At 39.3% G+C, this 20,228-nt stretch carries 13 protein-coding genes and 4 tRNA genes; 14 read left to right on the forward strand and 3 right to left on the reverse strand.

The features are described from left to right. Positions 1 to 124: 124 nt before the first annotated feature. The 11 genes from H5232_RS08695 to gntR all read left to right on the forward strand — a co-directional run bounded on the left by H5232_RS08695 (position 125) and on the right by gntR (position 13,077). Positions 125 to 200 (forward strand) — tRNA-Lys (locus H5232_RS08695). Positions 201 to 272: 72 nt separating this feature from the next. Next, positions 273 to 348: transfer RNA gene (locus tag H5232_RS08700), tRNA-Lys, on the forward strand. A 71-nt stretch (positions 349 to 419) separates the two neighbouring features. Beyond that, positions 420 to 495: transfer RNA gene (locus tag H5232_RS08705), tRNA-Lys, on the forward strand. 207 nt (positions 496 to 702) lie between these two features. Next, a complete protein-coding gene (gene nadA / locus H5232_RS08710) occupies positions 703 to 1,743 on the forward strand; it encodes a quinolinate synthase NadA (protein ID WP_149982565.1) in 1,041 nt (346 codons plus the stop codon). A gap of 148 nt (positions 1,744 to 1,891) precedes the next feature. Next, a tRNA-Ser gene (locus tag H5232_RS08715) sits at positions 1,892 to 1,981 on the forward strand. A 474-nt stretch (positions 1,982 to 2,455) separates the two neighbouring features. Further along, positions 2,456 to 5,269, forward strand: coding sequence for a M16 family metallopeptidase (locus H5232_RS08720; RefSeq protein ID WP_182830786.1), 2,814 nt, complete (start codon positions 2,456 to 2,458; stop codon positions 5,267 to 5,269). Positions 5,270 to 5,299: 30 nt separating this feature from the next. Beyond that, the gene (locus H5232_RS08725) at positions 5,300 to 5,767 is read left to right on the forward strand and encodes a DUF4920 domain-containing protein (protein WP_182739635.1); all 468 of its coding nucleotides are present in this window, start codon (positions 5,300 to 5,302) and stop codon (positions 5,765 to 5,767) included. Further along, positions 5,760 to 6,329: a PepSY-associated TM helix domain-containing protein gene (locus H5232_RS08730; protein ID WP_182739634.1), complete on the forward strand. Its 570-nt coding sequence runs from the start codon at positions 5,760 to 5,762 to the stop codon at positions 6,327 to 6,329. The genes H5232_RS08725 and H5232_RS08730 overlap by 8 nt, the downstream gene beginning before the upstream one ends. A gap of 163 nt (positions 6,330 to 6,492) precedes the next feature. After that, positions 6,493 to 9,231 carry an Ig-like domain-containing protein gene (locus H5232_RS08735; RefSeq protein WP_182830787.1) on the forward strand — a complete coding sequence of 913 codons (2,739 nt, stop codon included), beginning with the start codon at positions 6,493 to 6,495 and terminating at the stop codon, positions 9,229 to 9,231. A gap of 4 nt (positions 9,232 to 9,235) precedes the next feature. Continuing rightward, the gene (locus H5232_RS08740) at positions 9,236 to 11,911 is read left to right on the forward strand and encodes a TonB-dependent receptor plug domain-containing protein (RefSeq protein ID WP_259400118.1); all 2,676 of its coding nucleotides are present in this window, start codon (positions 9,236 to 9,238) and stop codon (positions 11,909 to 11,911) included. Positions 11,912 to 12,069: 158 nt separating this feature from the next. After that, entirely contained in the window at positions 12,070 to 13,077 is a 1,008-nt protein-coding gene (gene gntR / locus H5232_RS08745) for a gluconate operon transcriptional repressor GntR (protein ID WP_182785159.1), read from the forward strand. A 43-nt stretch (positions 13,078 to 13,120) separates the two neighbouring features. Here the strand turns inward: gntR and gntU are convergent, their stop codons facing one another. After that, positions 13,121 to 14,464 (reverse strand): gluconate transporter, encoded by a 1,344-nt coding sequence (gntU, locus tag H5232_RS08750; protein WP_182785158.1) that lies wholly within the window; start codon positions 14,462 to 14,464, stop codon positions 13,121 to 13,123. A 150-nt stretch (positions 14,465 to 14,614) separates the two neighbouring features. Between gntU and H5232_RS08755 the strand changes: the two genes are divergently transcribed. Further along, complete coding sequence (locus H5232_RS08755) at positions 14,615 to 15,127, forward strand: gluconokinase (RefSeq protein WP_275074474.1); 513 nt, start codon at positions 14,615 to 14,617, stop codon at positions 15,125 to 15,127. An 83-nt stretch (positions 15,128 to 15,210) separates the two neighbouring features. On the opposite strand, the gene H5232_RS08760 is transcribed toward H5232_RS08755, so the two are convergent. Further along, positions 15,211 to 15,606, reverse strand: coding sequence for a DUF2750 domain-containing protein (locus H5232_RS08760; RefSeq protein ID WP_145233101.1), 396 nt, complete (start codon positions 15,604 to 15,606; stop codon positions 15,211 to 15,213). 72 nt (positions 15,607 to 15,678) lie between these two features. Next, on the reverse strand, positions 15,679 to 16,260 hold the full coding sequence (locus H5232_RS08765; RefSeq protein WP_182830788.1) for a TetR/AcrR family transcriptional regulator: 582 nt from the start codon (positions 16,258 to 16,260) through the stop codon (positions 15,679 to 15,681). Between the two features lie 145 nt (positions 16,261 to 16,405). Between H5232_RS08765 and H5232_RS08770 the strand changes: the two genes are divergently transcribed. Together H5232_RS08770 and H5232_RS08775 are read left to right on the forward strand one after the other, a co-directional pair. Further along, the gene (locus H5232_RS08770; RefSeq protein ID WP_149982560.1) at positions 16,406 to 17,449 is read left to right on the forward strand and encodes an alkene reductase; all 1,044 of its coding nucleotides are present in this window, start codon (positions 16,406 to 16,408) and stop codon (positions 17,447 to 17,449) included. A gap of 367 nt (positions 17,450 to 17,816) precedes the next feature. Next, the gene (locus H5232_RS08775; RefSeq protein ID WP_182717389.1) at positions 17,817 to 20,186 is read left to right on the forward strand and encodes a TonB-dependent receptor domain-containing protein; all 2,370 of its coding nucleotides are present in this window, start codon (positions 17,817 to 17,819) and stop codon (positions 20,184 to 20,186) included. Positions 20,187 to 20,228: the final 42 nt, after the last annotated feature.

Raw genomic sequence — 20,228 nt, forward strand, 5'->3', positions numbered from 1 at the left:
GTAGTGAACTTTTATACCATTGGACGATGATTCAACTCCATCATTTCCCATCATTCTTTATACGTTAAATATTAGGGTGGTTATAATCGGAGTATTTAAGCACGGTGCTTAGGGACAACAGAGCGGGTCATTAGCTCAGTTGGTAGAGCAGTGGACTTTTAATCCATTGGTCGATGGTTCAAGTCCATCATGACCCACCATTCTTTATTCGTTGAATAATAGGGTGGTTTATAATCGGCGGATCTACGCAGCGTGCTTAGGCAAATCAGAGCGGGTCATTAGCTCAGTTGGTAGAGCAGTGGACTTTTAATCCATTGGTCGATGGTTCAAGTCCATCATGACCCACCATTCTTTATTCGTAGAATAGTAGAGTGGTTATAATCGGCGGATTTACGCAGCGTGCTTAGGCACATCAGAGCGGGTCATTAGCTCAGTTGGTAGAGCAGTGGACTTTTAATCCATTGGTCGATGGTTCAAGTCCATCATGACCCACCATTCTGGTTTATTCAATTTCAGTTTATCTGACTCCCAGTTAGTAAATTCATATCGCTTCATATAAAAAGCAAAAAACACTTACATAATCATCGTCAAGCTAAATATAATTGCGTTAATCAAATTGCTTTACTCACCATTACTGTTATTTAGTTTTATATTCTCGTATAATCCGCCCCATAATTGCACTGTAGATTAAGTGGTCGAGAAATGAATTTAGCTCAAACTATTATGCCTGAAGGTTATATCTTTCCTCCTAAACCAGCTCCATTGAATAATGATGAGCAGGCGCAATACAAAGCACGTATCAAACAATTATTGATTGATAAAAATGCCGTATTGGTTGCCCATTATTATACTGATCCTGAAATTCAAGCGCTTGCAGAAGAAACCGGTGGTTGTGTTGCTGATTCGCTAGAAATGGCTCGCTTTGGTGCTAAGCACGATGCCGACATGATTATCGTTGCCGGTGTACGTTTTATGGGTGAAACAGCAAAAATACTGACACCGAATAAAACCGTGGTTATGCCAACACTAGAAGCAACCTGTTCGCTTGATATTGGTTGCCCAATTGATGAGTTCTCTGCGTTTTGTGATCAGCACCCTGATCGTAAAGTAGTTGTATACGCAAATACATCAACTGCCGTTAAAGCTCGCGCTGATTGGATTGTTACCTCATCGTGTGCCCTTGAGATTGTTGAGCACCTAGATGAAATGGGTGAAAAAATCATTTGGGGCCCAGATAAACATTTAGGTGCCTATATTCAAAAGAATACTGGCGCTGATATGATCATGTGGAATGGCGCATGTATCGTGCATGACGAATTTAAAACCAAAGCGTTAAAAGACATGAAAGCGCTGTACCCTGATGCTGGCGTTTTGGTTCATCCAGAATCACCAGCAGAGATTGTAGCGTTAGCTGATGCAGTAGGTTCAACCAGTCAATTGATCAAAGCGGCACAAACGATGAACAATCAAAAGTTTATTGTAGCTACAGATCGCGGCATTTTTTATAAAATGCAGCAGTTATGCCCAGATAAAGAATTTGTTGCCGCACCAACGGCTGGCGAAGGCGCAACCTGTAAGAGTTGTGCGCACTGCCCGTGGATGGCAATGAACGGCCTCAAAGCGATTGAGGAAGCGTTATTAGATGCAACTGGCAAAGAAGTGTTTGTAGATATGGACCTTCGTGAAGGCGCACTCAAGTCGCTTAATCGGATGCTCGACTTCTCAGCGTCACTCCAACGCTAAACCAAGTTATAAAGATAAGGCCGCTGATACTGCTATCAGCGGCCTTTTTTGTTTGTTTACTAGGCAGTTAACAGGCAAAAGGGAAAAACACCTTGCACCGCCGCGTGCTATTTCATACTATTACGCCGCGTTATACATTAACGCCTGCGGTGAGGTGGCTGAGTGGCTGAAGGCGCACGCCTGGAAAGTGTGTTTAGGTTAATCCCTAACGAGGGTTCGAATCCCTCCCTCACCGCCATTATTCTATATTAGGACGCCTCATGGCGTCCTTTTTTGTGCCTGCATCAATACGAACTTTTTCAGCCCTTGATATCAAGGTTATTAACAATATAATTATTTTAGTCTGTAAATAGCTCATTAATTCAATTGCTATAAAGTAAAACTAATTATTCAAGTTTAGTCCAATATCTCCCACTACTATAAAATTATTAACACGTTGATTTTATATTTTTCAGTTAGTTTTTATTTACTAAGTAGCTAATTTATAAAGTAAATGCTTATTCAAGAAGAGTGCAGTTTATAATGTATGAATAAAAAGCAGCCAAACGGATAGCGTGTAATAATTATGCTTTGTTGTTATCTTAAATGGATTGTCCAGTAATCTTTTTGATAATAATTATCATTGCAATTGATTTTTGCGTTGCCATTACTGGTAAGTACCTTTATTATATTGCCCTTAATTTATATTACAATAATATTGATGGGTTGGTTTATGCTTTTTTGTCGTTTTTTAAAAGCTACGTTTATATTCCCTAAGCGGTTCTTTGTTTTTTCTTGTTTAAGTCTTTTGTTATTAAGTGGTTGTGTATCTGTACCGGAACAATCGAAGCCTTGGGCTGATGGCGTTACAGTCGGTAAGCTCGATAATGGTTTAACTTATTATTTGTATGACAGCGAAGAACAAACAGATCCTTTTAATATCCGTTTAATTGTTAATGCTGGCTCCGTTGATGAGGCAACGCCAAGCGGCGTTGCTCATATGGTTGAACATATGGTATTTCGTACCACAAAATCACACCCAGAATCCCTTCATCAGTATTTTAATACTTTAGGTTGGTCAACGGGCAAGCAGGTCAATGCTGTTACTCGTGAATCATTAACCCAGTTCATGATCCGTACGCGTGTTAATGATGCACTTGATTTATCACAATCTTTGGCGCTAATGGCTGATATTGCCTTTGGTGCGCAATTTAAAGAGCAAGATTGGCAAAAAGAGCAAAGCATTATTTTAGAAGAGTGGCGTCGCGGTGAAAATGTTGCTAAGCGTGTTAGCCGACTTAAAAAAGAGCAGGTTAGACATGGCTCTCGTTATGTGAGCAGGCCGGCTATAGGTACAAGAGAAAGTATTTTAGCAACGACGGCAGCTGATATTGCTCAGTTTTATAAAACGTTTTATGTACCGAGTAATATGTCGTTGGTTATTTCTGGCAATATAGACAAAAAACAAGCAATTGAAGCACTTAATAAATATTTTGCACCGCAAAATAACACGCCTAAGCCGAATAGAGACTACGTTGAGTTACCATTAAAAAAACAATTTCATATTGGTAGTATTCAAGATCCACAAGGAAGCTCTACTGCAACCGTTCTCGGTTTTAGAAGTAAACTTGCTGAGCCGAGTTCTCTTGCCGCTGAAGAAGACCGCTTAGTTCGCTATTTTTTACGTAAAATGATCCGTGATCAAGTTATCCGTGACCGTAAATTTTATGATCAACGTAAAGTCAGTTTACATTTAAAACAACCAACCAATGAGCGAATTATTGCTGCTTTTGTGTCACGTTCAAAAAACCACCACCAAGGTCTCAAGGACATCTGGACAGAGCGCCGTCGTTTATTAAGCTTTGGATTGGATGAGCTTGAGTTACAAGCACATAAAGAAAAAGCCCGAGCGATACTGCAACGCCAACTAGGTAAAGGAGAAGACAGCCGCGATTATAATGGCTGGGAAGATAAAATCACCAATGCTGTGACCAGTAATAAAATACTGCTCAATAGTCGTGACAAAGCACGTTTTCAACTTGATTTACTTAATAAAATTACAATTGAACGTTTAAATATTCGTCTTAAAGAATTGCTAAACGCGGGCGATCAATTTTTGTATTTACAATTTCCCGGTGATGTTGAAAAGTATCAATTATCATTAACACAAGTCAAAGCGATACAAGCGTTAACAGCTAAAGACCTTGCTCCACCTGTCGCTTATACAGCGCCTAAAAAGGAACCAAAGCCTGTACTGCCGTCAGTAAATTTGCCAGATATGAGCAAATTTGTTGCGGGTCACATCATTAGTAAACAACAAATTGCAGCCAGTGGTGATGCGCCTGAGATCACTGTTTGGCAATTAGATAATAATGATGAAGTTGTTTGGTTAAATAAACCAACCGCAAAAAACCAACTTTATATCAATATTACGACAGCAGCAGGTTATGATAATCAACAGCAATCACCTAGCTTAAGTCAGCTTGCAGTGCAATTGTGGCAACAAACACCGCCTAAAGGGTTTACTGAACAACAGTGGCAGCAATTACCCAAGTGGTCTTGGGTGTATAAAGCTGATCAACTAAGTATTGGTGCCGTTGTTGAAGAACACGAGTTTACTGATTTATTGAAAACTTACCGCTTACACATTGAGCAAGGCCAACTTGACTCACAAGGCTTTGCTGACACTAAGCAGGAACTTATAAAGTTTTACGATAAACAAGCTAAGCCAAATACATCACTGAAAAAGATCATTTCTCAAGCTCGTTTTTCAGCAGATGATTTAGCTGATACTGCCAGTGATAATATTGAGGGCTTAACTAAGGCATCATTAGAGTCGATAGCGAAAGATGTTTTATTGCAACCAGTAACGATATATATTTTAGGAAAACAACCCGCTAACAGTGATGAGCTGTTAACTCATTTATTAGCATCTATTAAGCGAACTCCTGCACTAACATCCAAACCAGTCATACAGCAAAGTGGCATTAAGCAGCTAGAGGTTAATTATTATAATGAACCTAAAAGTAAAGTTATGCGAGAAGGCTTTACTTCGTTTACGTGGACTCCTGAAAACGCTTTTTTAGTGGCAACCTTATCAGAGGTGACACGTCAACAATTAAAACAGCGTTTAAGGTATGAATTATCAGGTATATATAATATTGATTTTTCGATGAAATTAGATCAATTTACGAATCAGGTGCAACTATCGTTATCATTTATTTGTGCACCAAATAGACGTGAAGAGCTAATAGCAGCGACAGATAATGTACTTGCGACTATGCCAGAGATTTTAAAAACACTTGATTTAATTAAGCTAAAGCAAAACCTTGTATATGCCGAAAAGCAACGTTTAAAGCAACCATCTACATGGTTAAAGCGTTTGGAACTGAGTATGCAAAGTTATGATGATGCGCGGTATTTAGCTCATATAAATAGTTTACCTAGTTTAGTAACGAATATGAGTTTGTCATCTATTGCGGGGCAAATTTTGCCATTACAAAATCAAGTTACGCTTGTAACAAAACCAATTGAAGAAACTAAATAACTCATTTTAAATACATTATAAGGATTCGATATGTTTGCAAAACACTTAGTGGCAGCTTTAATAGCCTGCTCAATGTTTTTTACTGTACACGCGGCGCAAAACCAGTTTGGTGAAACTGTTAATTCAGATGACGTTATCAAAGTATCAACTGTATTAGCAACGCCAGATAGTTATGTTGATAAGCAAATCGTTATCAAAGGAATTGTTACCAATGTGTGTAGCAAAAGAGGCTGTTGGATGACGGTACAATCTGATCAGCGCTTTCAAGAACTTTTTGTAAAAGTTCGTGATGGTGAGATGGTTTTTCCGATGAGCGCACGTGGCAAAGATGCTTTAATAAAAGGAAAGCTCACAAGCCATCCGTTATCTCTTGAGCAAAGTAAAAGTTATTTAGCTGATGAAGCTAAAAAACAAGGCAAAGCGTTTGATCCTGAATCAGTCACGGCGGCGGTTAACTTTTATCAATTAACACCATCAGGGGTAACCATTCTTGACTAGAAAGCAGTCTTTTAGCTGGTTTAAGTTAAACCGTACATTGCACCGAGACATTGGCTATTTTTGTATCGGTTTAACTATTATTTTTGCGGTTTCAGGTATTGCAGTTAATCATATTGACGACTGGAATCCTAACTATGCGGTTGAGCGTTCAGAGTATAGTTTGCCTAAGCAACCCTGGTTAGAAATGAATGATGAGGCAATTAATAAAGCCGTAATAAAAGCTGTTGATACCAGTAAAGGTTTTAAAAGTAGTTACTGGAGTTCGGCGCAAGAATACCGAGTATTTTTAAAAGATGGCTCAAACCTGACTTTAAATATACCTACGTCATCATTGGTGTTTGAAGAAATATCACCGCGATATGTATTGCAAGCATTTAATCGTTTGCATTTAAACGAAAGCCATAAAGCATGGGTGATTTTCTCTGATATTTACGCTGTATTATTATTATTTTTAGCGGTGTCGGCGTTATTTATGGTGAAAGGTAAAAATAGTCCGTGGCGCAAAAAATCGATCTACTTGGTCGCAGGAATTACATTACCAGCACTATTTATATTTTTATAAAAAGCAGTGCAGTTATGGTGTTTAAAATAATAAATAAACTGCACAGCAATCTAAAATGACAATTTAAAAGCTTAAAAATCGAACTTTTGCAATCACGATAGTGAATACTAATTATTTACATTGGTGTGTCGTTGTTTGTTTTCAATAAGGATTGAGTCAATAAATGAATGTATTATTTAAAAGTTTGCCTATAGCAGCTGCGCTTATAATGGCTGGCTGTGGAGGAGGTAGCGATAGTGATGAGGCTCCCACTTTTGCCAATGAAACACAAACGGTTGTGCTCAAAGAGGATACTGCTTATACCGATCAAGTCGCTGTGACAAATGCCAGTGATGATATTCGCTATATTTTAGGTTCTGCAGCAAACCATGGCGCGGTAAAAATTAATAATAATGGCGAGTATACTTATACGCCCGATGAGAATTATTTTGGTGCAGACAGTATTAACATCACTGCAACAAATGGCTCAAAAAGTAGCCGTGTTGTTATTAACTTTACAGTTGAAAATGTTAATGATATTCCGCAGTTGTTGTCAACGAGCGTTGCCGTTACATCATCGACAACCACTGAAGGTCAGATTGAATTTTACGATCCAGATGGCGACTCAGTGACAGTCAAAGTGCTAAAGGCGCCAGAAGAAGGAACGCTAGTACTGAATGAAAATACGGGCGAGTTTATTTATACCGCACCGACACTCAACAGTATTTCTGGTAGTTTTACCATCAGTTATACAGATGGCCGTATTGAAACGCCATTGACTGCTGTTATTAATCTTATTCCTTCGTATGTTACTAACCAAGACAAGCATAATTATTATTATAGTTCTTCTAAGTCACACCTTAAGCAAGCTCAGGTAATTGCAAACACCATCAATGATGATCTAATACTTAATGACATTCGAGAGGCATTATCAATTAGTTATACTGTTGCGGGGTTTGAAGAAACAGGCCAAGAGTTTATTGATAAAATGTCCGATGAGTTTGTTCGTTCACAAGCTTATAAAGCGTTAGCTGATAAGTATATTGAATTGGGCTTAATGGATAAAGCATACCCTTATTTAATGACCAGCTTTAGCTTAGCCAATAGTTCGCTTGCAAACAAGGGGGTTGCCAATATTACCAGTAAAGATACATCGTTTTTTTATACGTTGACGAAAGGCTTTATCAATGCGAATTATGTGAGTGAAGCAGTTACTGTACTCAATAAATTGAAAGAGTATGCACTTGTAGTGCGTGAAGATACATATACAAGTTCTTATGGTTATTATCTTAACGGTGCGTATTCAGCAACTAGCCAGTTGTTAGATAACTACTTGGCTAAACCGACATCTGAAAACCGCGAACAAGCCTCCTTGATACTGGATAATTACATTGAGTTAATTGAGTTGACCCCGCCTTACATTCAAAAAAGGGGTGTTTATAAAGATGAAAAGCAAAATCAATTTAATGCATTACATATTGCTCGAGCGACTCAGCTTGCCTACCAATTAGGAAAAATAGACTTAGCTAAACAACTTTTAAATAAAGGGCTTAGTTACTATGGAATTGTTGGCCTCGATAACGCTTATCCTTATACAGCCTCGCCTTATTCAGAAGCAACGGTCGGCAGTTATACTTACCCTTTAACTTCTTTATCGGGTTTAATTGTGGCGCTGTACGGTGAACAAGAGACGAACCCTGTTTACGCTAAACTCACTAAATCAACAGATATTGATAATGCCAAAGCGGCTGAATTAAAATATATTGTTTTAACAAAACTATTGAATGGTTTTAGTGTTGATGATGCTTTTGCACCGCTCGATAAACTCTATCAAGATAACGCAGACACAAGAGATTATGTAAGCTTAATTTTAGACGCTGATACTGGTTTGATGACACTACTGAATAATTTGGGTGAAACTCAGCTGGCGCTTAAATTAGTAGATAAAGCTAACACTTTAATCAGTAATGATGAGTATATTCTCCAGCAACTTACTAGTTATATTAGTGGTTATAAAGGCTGTACACTCATAACTAAGCATGTTGCTAATTTAGGTGGTGATGTAGCAGCACAGATCCAGTTTTGTAGTGATTTGGTATTCAATAAGCTTCTTTCAGAAACTAAAAATACACAGTCTCATATCTCAGCGCTCAATGATTTATTAAAAACCCACATATTCGCCAACGATAAAACAGATACCAGTAGAGTAACAAATTCATTAAATGCAGAAATTGCTCGTTTATTTGAGGGTGAAAATACTGAAATAAAAGATCAATTTAAATTTCTATATGAGTACTTAGGCTCTTACATCCAATTAGGCGAGTTAGCACCAGCACAAGAGCAAATCAAACGCTCTTTAGCGATATATAAACAACATGCAGATACCTTAACGGCAAGCGACCGAATGGTTATCTTAAAATCTATTAATACTTACCTTATTAATAACCAGATAGATAGCTCTTTGAGCTTTGTTGCACAGCTGTCGATTAGTGTCGCTAATATTCCTGACTATCAAGCACAGCGAGCACACGTTATTGAAGTAGCTACTGAAATCGTTAACTCTATTGTTGATACAACACTGCAATCTTCAGATAAAGAAATACAGGATGCAGGAGAAGAAATGGTTTTTGCTTTAACTATGTTAAACGCATATGACAAAGCATTACAAGTGGTTAACTCATCTGCTTTTGCAGAAGCTGATCGCATGGAATTAAATGCACAAAGAGCACTGTTGATCGCCCAAAAAGATGATTTTTTAGGGAGCCAAGTGGCAAGTGTCGATACCGATTATGATGGTAGACCTAACTTTTTCTTACCAGGGGTTTCGCAAAGTGAAATTGATGAGTCTGGTTTGGTGGCTGATGACGACGCAGATAGCGATGGTATACCAGACAATCAAGACATAACACCCATTGGGAATTAATAGGATGAAACAAATGCAACACATGCAAACACCGTGTCTATTGACGTGTTTACTCTTTGTTACTGCATTACCCAATGCTTATGGGAATGAAGTAAAAGAGCAGAGTAATCAAACAGAAAAACAGCACTGCGAAACAAAAGATTGTGCAAACCTTGAGCACATTCAGGTTAATGGCCAGTTTATTGGTATTGAAGTGCCCGAAGTGATTGGCCGCGCATATTTAAATAGAGATTTTATTAATGCGACTCCTAAAGGAAACGGCGATATTAATGAACTAATTTCTCTTTTGCCTGGTGTGCAATTAAGTGATGAAGCGATGAGTATTGATAGTCTTGCGGAAATTACCGCACCTGAGATCTCAATTTCAGGTGCTCAGCCGTGGCAAACAGGGTTTAGTTTAGATGGCATGAACTACAATAATCGTGTTGATCCTGCAACCAGCTCACGGCTTACGGCCAGTGCAAATGATGTATCTGGTGGTGTGCAAACGATGAATGTAAACAGCGATATTGTTGATTCAATAACGGTGTACGATCACAACATTCCCGCCGAGTATGGGGATTTTTCCGGTGGCATTGTTGATGTAAAAACAAAGTCCCCCTTTTTAACTGGCGACTCGGGCAGTATTGCGTATCGTACAAATCAAAGTGACTGGGGGCAATACCACGTTATCCAAGGTGATGAGGAAAGAGTTAGCGAGACGGCGGGTGCGTTAGAGCCACCCAGTTATACAAAAGAAAACCTAGATTTATCATTACAAAAACGCTTTAACAAACACCACGGTGTTTTATTCAGCGTTAATTATATGCAAAGTGAAATATCGGATTTGTCATTACAAACTATGCAAACGCAAAAGCGTACAAATATAAATTCGTTAATTAAATACAGCTATCGTGATGGCTGGATAGATAAGCTTGATTTAACTGCAATGTATTCACCGTATCAAAGTGATGCTTATTTAAAAGATGTTGCTGCAAGTGATTATAAACTTGAAGGTGGCAATATGGGACTTATTGCAAATTTTGCTAATGACACTAAGTTTGGATATTGGGATACAAAAATTAACTACAGTCGATCAGACAGTAGCCGAGAAGGGCCCGAGCATTACTTTAGTTGGCTACAAATTAAAGGAAAAGAGTGGGGACAGTTAGCCGATCAGGGAGATGATATTCGGTTATCGCAAGAGGGCGGTTATGGTAATTTGGACACAGTGCAAGATACTATCAATATTAAATCATCGTTAGATGTCCCTCGTTTTGAATGGTTAAGTATGGAGCATGATATTAAGCTCGGAGGTGAATACACTTCGCAGTCAGTAAAACGCGATCGTGATCAAGACAGCTATAATTACAATGCCCCTCAATATATTTTTAATCCTAACAATCCACTGGATTGTAACGGCTACACACTTGATTGTGTACAAGAGCAGTACCGCGTTGACTTAACCACCTTAGCTGAGCAATTTGGGGGGACATTTAATTTTAATGATCCCGAGCAATCATTAGCATATGCTGAGAACACTCTCGTTGCAGCGCAATATTTTTCATCACGTCAGGTAACGCCGCAAGAACATATTGATGTGTCGTTATCTCGTCAATCTCTGTTTATCACCGATAGTTTAAAGTGGTGGCGGTTATCGCTAAATCTAGGTTTGCGTTATGATTATGATGACTTTTTAAAAAATCACAATATAGCTCCACGCTTATCAGTGGGTTACGATATTTTTGATGATGGCAACACATTGCTCACGGCGGGTGCAAACCGTTATTATGATGCTAGTTTGATGAGTTATAAAATTCGTGAACAGCAACGTTTTTCTTATCGGGAATATCGTCCTATTCGTGATTCACGTTTGCAAGGCTGGCAGCCATCGGCTTATACCGGTGAGTTTAAATACCAGTTTGATGAGCTTGATACACCCTATGATGATGAAATTGCTTTAGGCCTTAAACACGCAACACAAAGCTTTGGTAATTTTTCGGTTAAGTATGTAAGGCGACTTAAAAAACAACAGTTTTCACGTGTTAGATCAGATGAAGTCAGTGAAGATGGTTATAAATACATCCGAATGACCAATAATGGCACAGGCTCAAGTAAACGTTACTCAATAGCCTGGGATGCGCGCTTTGCTGGGCACTCGTTATGGGCGAATGTTAGCTATAGTGAAAATAAAGCGTCGAACCTTAGTTACGATGCCGATGCAGATAATACTCCGCTTGAAGAATTAGTTTATTATCAAGAGGGGGACGAAGGACGAGCGGTAAGTTTAAGTCAGCTACAAATGTTGAAAACAAACTTTGCCAGCCCCGTGATTGCAAATATAGGTTGGAATGTCGATTGGCTAGATAGCTTAAGTACAGGTTTAAGCGCGACCTACAAAGGTGCTTATGATAATGCAGTAAAAACAACTAGGCTCGAATCATATGGTTTAACGCAAGAGTGCAGTACCTGCGCTATTGAAACTGTTTATCTATCCGTGTATGAAAAGCGTGAGATTGAAGCACGTATTATGGTTGGCTTAAATTTACGCTTTAATTATGAGTTTGTTAAAGGTCAAAATGTTGAGTTAAGAGCCGATATTACTAATTTATTTAATGCACGTACCAACACAGTGACCGAAGGGTTCTCAGGCGTTGAGCCTGGTCGAATGTATTGGTTAGGCGCAAGCTATAATTTTTAGTAAGCTTATTACCTCTAAGTGCAGTTTTATAAAAGGACGTTTTGACGTCCTTTTACCGTTTTATAGGTATTTACAAGCTATTTTATAAAGGGACTAAAGTGGCTAATTGCAACCGAAATTGTTATGTTATAGGTAACATTTAAAATAAATTATCTGTAATGAAAAAAAGTAAACGTTCCTCTTTGCAGGATATAGCCGATGCTGTAGGTATGACTAAAATGACGGTAAGTCGTTATTTAAAAAGTCCTACAAAAGTATCTGAGGCTACGCGCAGTAAAATCAGTGCAGCGATTGATTTACTTGGTTATATACCTAATAAAGCCCCCGATTTATTGTCAAATGCGAAAAGCTTTTCTATTGGTGTGCTGGTTCCATCATTGACTAACCAAGTGTTTGCACAAGTGATCCGAGGAATTGAAGAAATAACTGAACCGGCAGGTTATCAAACCATGCTCGCGCATTATGGTTATAGCCCAGAGATTGAAGAGAAAAGGGTGGAGTATTTATTGTCTTATCATGTCGATGGATTAATTTTATCTGAGACAATTCACACCGAACGAACACGGCAAATGATAAAAATGGCAGGTATTCCAGTTGTTGAAATAATGGATATTAACCATCCACCCATTCAGTATTCAATTGGCTTTGATAATATTAAAGCGGCCTTTGATATGACCAGCGCTCTTATAGATAAAGGCTATAAACATATTGTTTATTTAGGTGCCAGGCTCGATATGAGAACCAAACTGAAACTGCAAGGTTATACCGCTGCGATGACTAAAAGGGGATTGACGCCACAAAGTATCATGACAGATAAACCATCGTCGTATAGTTTAGGTGCCAAGCTTATAGTGAAAACACTCAAGGATTACCCTGATACAGACTGTGTTTTTTGTACCAATGATGACTTGGCGATTGGTGCGATTTTCGAGTGTCAAAAAAGTAATATAGCAGTACCAGAGCAAATGGCTATTGTTGGCTTTCATGGTCACGATGTCGGTCAATCTATGGTGCCGCAACTTGCCAGTGTAATAACGCCACGTCAACGGATTGGTAATCTTGCTGGTGAAACGTTACTAAGTGCGATTGATAACAAGCTTGATATTATAGCTAAAGACCGGGTTTTTGATGTGGGTTATAAAATTAATTTAGGCGAAAGTGCTTAGTATTAAAAAATGCTCAAGCGAATATAGCTTGAGCATTTAGTCGCTATAGAAACAGCGAGATCAATATTGCGACTATCGCGCCACATGTACCAATAATTGTTTCCATCACCGTCCACGTTTTAAGAGTTTGCATTTCAGTTAGACCAAGATAGCGACTTGCCAGCCAAAACCCCGAGTCATTAACATGAGAAAGCACGATAGAGCCACCACCTATCGCAATCGTAATTGCAGCAAGTTGCGCGCCACTGAGCCCAAGAGGCGCTAACATTGGGGTAATTAAGCCACATGCTGTTAGCATAGCAACGGTTGCAGAACCTTGAATTACTCTAACTGCCGCGGATAAAATAAACGCTAAAATAACAATGGGTAAACCTGAACCTGCAAGATAATTACCCAATGCATCACCGACACCAGAATCAATTAATACTTGTTTGAACACACCACCAGCACCGGTTACAAGAATAATGACTCCCGCGGGTTGCAGCGCACTACCGCAGATCTCCATTATTCGGCTATTAGGCACACCTCGTCTGGCACCCAGAAGATAAAAAGCCATTAAGCAAGCGGTTAAAATGGCAGTAAAAGGATGACCAATAAATGCAAGCCAATGTGCGATGTTCGAGTCGTTTTGCACAAACCGGCCACCTAAGGTGTTTAAGCTGATCATAAGCAAAGGTAGGGCAATTAAACCAAGGGCAAGAGCGAAGCTAGGAGTGCCTTTACCTTCTCTTGTTTCGTTCTCTGTTTGAGCATGAGCGGGCAGTTCAACATGAATAGATTTTGAGATAAACGCTCCCCAGATAGGGCCGCCAAGTAGCATCGCGGGAATACCTGCAAGTAAGCCAAACAAAATCATATAGCCATAGTCAGCCCCTAATTCAGAAGCCACTAAAATAGGGCCCGGCGCGGGAATTAAAAATGCTTGGCAAGATGCTATTCCTGCTAGTAAACCAATGCCAATTTTAATTACACTGCCGCCGCCTTTTCTGACCACCGCAAAAACAATCCCAATTAAAAGCACCACAGCAACATCAAAAAATAATGGTAAAGCACAAATGAAACCAGTAAAAGTCAGTGCCCAATTGGCATTTTTATCACCAAACCTGTGTAAAAGAGTATGTGCAATGCGATCCAGTGCACCCGTTTCTTCCATAACCTTGCCAAACATAGCACCTAAGGCAACCACTACAGCTACAAAGCCGAGTGTCCCAGCCATGCCTTTTTCAATTGTTTTTGTGATCATTTCAGGGCTCATGCCTGAGCACAATCCTGCGATCATCGAGACTAATATCAAAGATACAACGGCATGAAGCCTTACTTTCATTACGAGAAAAAGTAATAAAAAGATAGAGCCTACTGCAGTTAAAATTAAAGATAAATCTGACATATACTTCCTACTAATACGATCTTAATCATTTTTCGGTTAATTGTGTTTAACTTCACATAATTAATTGTTACGGGTAACATACTACCTGTAACTTAAAATAATAAATACATTGAACAGCAATGAATTTAAAATTAAATAGAGGTTAATCAAGTGAGCCAAACAAAAACTGGGCGTATATTTATTATTATGGGCGTATCAAGCACTGGCAAATCAAGTGTTGGCTCAGCATTAGCAAAAAAAATGAACGTTAAGTTTATTGATGGTGATGACCTGCATCCAAAAGCAAATATATTAAAAATGTCTGCTGGGGAGCCACTTAATGATAATGATAGAACGCCGTGGTTAGAAAGAATTCGTGATGCTGCTTTTAGTATTGAAAAGAAAAATGAAGTCGCAGTGATAGTTTGCTCTGCCTTGAAGCAAAAATACCGTCAGCAAATATGTGATGGCAATGTGGGAATTACGTTTTTACACCTTCATGGTGAGTTTGAACTAGTGAAAAAAAGAATGCACGATAGAACTGGGCACTTTATGCCAGTTGAATTGTTAAAAAGCCAATTTGATACGCTTGAAATGCCGGATGAAAACAATGTTATTACTATCGATATAGACCAACCATTTGCAGACGTCGTTGAAAGTTGTTTTAAAGCGACCTTGAAATAAACCTATAAAGTGCTTCTTTCAGAGGGGGTGTGAGTAATAAAAGTCGCAGGAAACCAAGTAACCTGCGACTGATACATATTTAATTAGTAACGCTTTTTAGGTGCTTTTAGTTGTGAATCAAATTCATCAGGAAATAAAATTGTGCCGTCGTCTTCTTCAGTTGGAAAAACGGCGATAAGTAAGTCATCTTGTTCAAGACCGGGTGTCCATCGGGTTGTCCAATCTTTCAATGGAATTGCTTTAGCTGTGCAATTTTCCCACTCACCGGTAGCCCATGCCTCGGCATAAATACGTTCAGGCCATACCGGTACACAATCATCATCTTCGTTGGCGAGCATAACACAGCCATCGTCGTCATTTAATATCCACACTTGTTTGAACTCTTGGACGGTCTCAAACATAAAAGCCAATCTTTTTTTGGCTCCTAAATTTAAGATTGTCTCGAATTTTTCAGATGCGGTTGCAGTTGCATTACTCATTAATAGACTCTCTCTAGAATGGCTTAGGTATAGTATATTTACTAATATGACAAAATGTCGGTTAGTTAAAAATTAATTACACATTGCGTGGTATAAATCGTCGGCGAGTTGGCTTAGATCTTGTTCGCAGCGGTTAGTCAGTGCATAGGTTCGCAAGCCGTAAAGGCCCATTGCTAAAAAACGAGCTAGATGCTCAGCTGTGCGTGTGTTTGGTATTTCACCTGCTTTTATCGCGCGCTCAAATTGTTCGGCGAGGGCGTTTTCGTAAGCGTTTAAATTTGTCATCAGTACGTGGCTGATCTGTGAATCTTGCCCTTCAACTTCACTAATACTTTTAGTCAGTAAACATACTTTCATCGCATCACCACTGATACACTCGTTGACTATTGAGTCTAAGTATTGGCGTAGGCTTGGTAAAACGGGTTTATGTTGACAAAAAAGTGACGTAAATTGCTGATTTCGATCAGCCTGATATTGCTCAATAGCCGCTAAAAAAATACCTTTTTTGTTGCCAAACGCAGCATATAAAGATCCCGGATGAAGCGCTGTAACTTGCGTTAATTTTTGCATACTCGTTTTAGCATAACCGTGTTGCATAAAAGCCAGCATCGCTTGGCGAAGTACAAATTCACGGTCAAATTCGGCTATTCTCATAGGGCGCTCTGTTGCATTCTATTTGACTTATAAGGTGTATGTGGGGTTAGTTTACTTAATCTTGAACAAATATTCAAAAATAGACTTGAATGTTTTATTGTTCGCCCTTATCTTGAATGTACACTCAAGATAAGGATTGATAAGAATGACCACTGATCTACTGCAACCGTTTAAGCTTAATGACACGATTGAATTACAAAACCGTATACTTATGGCACCGCTAACGCGTTGTATGGCTGACGATAACTTAGTGCCAACCCAAGCGATGGTTGATTACTACGCACGCCGTGCTGAAGCCGGTTTAATAATTAGTGAAGCCACGATTATTCGCCCTGATGCGCAAGGTTACCCGAATACGCCAGGTTTATTTACCAGCGCACAAATTCAAGGCTGGAAAAAAGTAACCGATGCTGTGCATGAGCAGGGCGGTAAAATGTTTGCACAACTTTGGCATGTTGGTCGGGTTGCACATCCACACTTTTTTGATGGCGACGTTTTAGCCCCATCTGCGATTGGTGTTGAAGGCTCTGTACCACGTATGCGTGAGCTTACTTATATTACCCCAAAAGCAGCAACCACTGCCGATATTAAGTCATTAATTGCAGATTATGCAAAGGCTGCAGAGAATGCGCTTGAAGCAGGGTTTGATGGCGTTGAGATCCATGGTGCGAATGGTTACTTAATCGATCAGTTTTTACATTATGCAGCCAATGAGCGTGATGATGAATACGGGCAAACTCCAGAGAATATGTCGCGTTTTGCACTTGAAGTTGTTGATGCGGTAATTAATGTCATCGGCGCAGATAAAACTGGGCTACGTTTATCTCCTGGTGCTTACTTTAATATGAGCGAAGATAGCCGCGATAAAGCGGTATTTGATTACCTCTTAAACGAGTTGAATAGCCGAGCACTCGCTTACTTACATGGCGGTATTTTTGACGATAGCATGCGCTTTGCAAGCCTTGCAGATAAAACGACGTCAGAATATTTACGTGCGGCTTATTCAGGTACTTTAGTGGGTGTTGGTAGCTATGATTTTGACACGGCTAAAGCTGCTATTAACGCCAATAAGTTTGATTTAATTGCTATTGGTCGCCCGTTTATTGCAAACCCAGATTACATCAGTAAAATCAAAAATGCTGAAGAAGTGGTTCCGTATAGTGATGAAATGTTGGCTGAACTAATTTAAACGTAATTTATTTTAGTCACTAAACCACCTACGCCCGTAGGTGGTTGCATTAACGCCATGCATGTTGATTGCAAACTCGTTTTAGGTATTTATTTGCGATTAGCAATATTGCCTTTTAATCGTTACTAATACTGTGAAAAATACTCTTTCGTATTGATTTAACTCCCTCTCTATTTCCTACAAATATTACCGCGATAGACTGTTATTTAAATTATAATATCTTTATATGTTAATTGGTTAAGCTGCATTGTTGCCATAAATAATCAATATATTTGTCACTGTTACGTCAATTTTTTCGAGCTTTTTTGTCATATATTCCCTCCATACTTTGCCCGTATACAAAACAATAATTGCAAATGGGACAACAATGCGTACTTTTACTAAAAGATCGACTTTAAGCTTAGCAATCGCTTTAGCGTTTTCAACTAATAGCTTTGCAAATACCAACGAAATAGAAGAAGTCACGGTCGTGGCAAAACCAACGAGCTATGCAAATAGTGTGATTGAGCAATCAATGATTGAACAGCAGAGTTCGGTATCAAGTGTATTATCGGTGATGGATAACCTACCGGGAATTAGTATTAACGAAGGTGATGCATTTGGTGGTGATGATTGGTCTACCACTATTACGATGCGCGGCTTTAGTATCGATGGTAACCAGCAGCAGTTAGGTATGACGGTTGATGGTATTCCAAACGGCGGCTCTAATTATGGCGGTGGTGCAAAAGCTAATCGCTATCTAGACAGCGAAAACTTAGCCACGGTTGAAGTGGGCCAAGGTACCTCAGATATCGCCTCAGCATCACTTGAAGCACTCGGTGGTACGTTTAATTTTGTTAGTAAAGATCCTAGCCTTGAGCGAGGAACTACATTTGCTTACACCAATGGTGACCATGATGCGACCCGTTATTATTTTAAGCATGAAACTGGCACTCTCTTTGATAACACGCAAGCTTATGTGAGTTATTCACAAACCAATACTAGCCGCTGGATAGGTGATGGCAGTAATGGCGGTAAAGATAATCAACATGCTGAGGCTAAATTTGTATCTAATTTTAATGCGCTGACTGTAACAGGGCGTTTATCGTATGATGATGTAAGTGAGACCAACTATAACAGTGTGAGCTTGCAGCAATTTGCGCAAACACCAGATTGGGATCAACTAACTTGGAATTGGACTGGCGTGCCACACTTTGACCAAATGTTTGCAGAAGGTTGGGGTACATTGCGTGAAAATGCGTTAGGTTACGTAAAGTTTGAATACGCAATCTCACCTTCGTCATTATTAACAATCAGCCCTTATTACCATAAAAACTCAGGGCGTGGTGATTGGATCCCACCTTATTTAACATCACCTGTCGATAAAGACGGTAATCCAACAACCGAAGGCGGCACAAATGCTGGCTCATATGGTTTTGCAGATAGCCAAGGTAAGCCATTAACGCCTAATGCAAATTGTACGGATACACTCAGTTGGCCATGGGATTCAGGCACAGGGTTGAATCCGGCGTGTTACCCAGATTCCGCAATACCGGTAATGTCATATCGCCATACACACTATGACAAGGACCGTTTAGGTTTAACCGCCGATTATAAATTAACCTTAGGGATGCACGATATTGAAGCAGGTATTTGGCTTGAGCAAACTGATCGTGACGAATCTCGTGATTGGCATAAAGTTATTGACGCTCGCGTGTATCATCACTTTGATAGCACCCCATACTGGACGCAATATAAAAATACTTTTGAAACAGATACCTTTAAGTGGTACGTACAAGATTCTATCAGCCTAGGCGATTTTACAGTTAATCTTGGCGCTAAACAGTATTTAGTTGAATTACAAAAATACGATCATTTTGCAGATCTACGCTCTGATAAAATAAACAGTGATTCAGATGTGTTATTTAGTGCAGGTGCTTTGTACCAGCTAACTAGCAGTACTGAGTTATTTGCCAGTTTTAGTGAAAATTTCTCAGCAATTAAAGATGGAGTGCTGGAGCGTGATAGTTCTACACTCACAGAAATTGAACCAGAAACAGCTGAAAATATCGACTTTGGTGTACGTTATAAAGCAGACCGCTTGAGCCTAACTGCGACCGCTTATTCTATTGCCTTTGATAACCGTATTACTTTTATCGCACCTGGCAGTGATACCGGCGGGATTGATTATACGATAGGTACAAATGGCTCTTACATCAATGTAGGTGGTATTGACTCGCAAGGTATTGAACTATCAGCAAGTTATATGCTTACAAATGAATGGAATATTTATACTTCATACACTAATAACAGCTCTGAATACGCATCGCACGATCCAAGTGCCTACGATGCCGATGGTGTTATCCTCAAAGATGAAGACGGAAAAGCGCTACCGCCAAGCTTTAAAAAAGGCGATGACGTTATCGATTCACCAAGCGATATGTTTGTGCTTTCGACCGATTATTACAGTGGCGACTTCCGCTTTGGTATATCCGCTAAATATACCGGTGAACGCTTAGGTGCATTTTTAGATGAGCAAACTCGTACACGTAATAAAGTTGATGGTTATACCGTGCTTGATATCAATGCCGGTTATGCTGCAGACGTCAATGCCGGCCCATTTAAATCAATCGATATTGCTTTTGCTGTCACTAACGTAACAGATAAACAGTATTTAGCGGGTGGGACAGGTAATGGCAGCACTTATTTTATTGGTGCACCACGAACTGCAGCACTTACATTTACTGCTAATTTTTAAGCCCTAATTATAAAAATAATAACCAAAACCCATCCTTGTTGA

Source organism: Pseudoalteromonas sp. SG41-5 (assembly GCF_014164495.1).
GTDB lineage: Bacteria > Pseudomonadota > Gammaproteobacteria > Enterobacterales > Alteromonadaceae > Pseudoalteromonas > Pseudoalteromonas rhizosphaerae.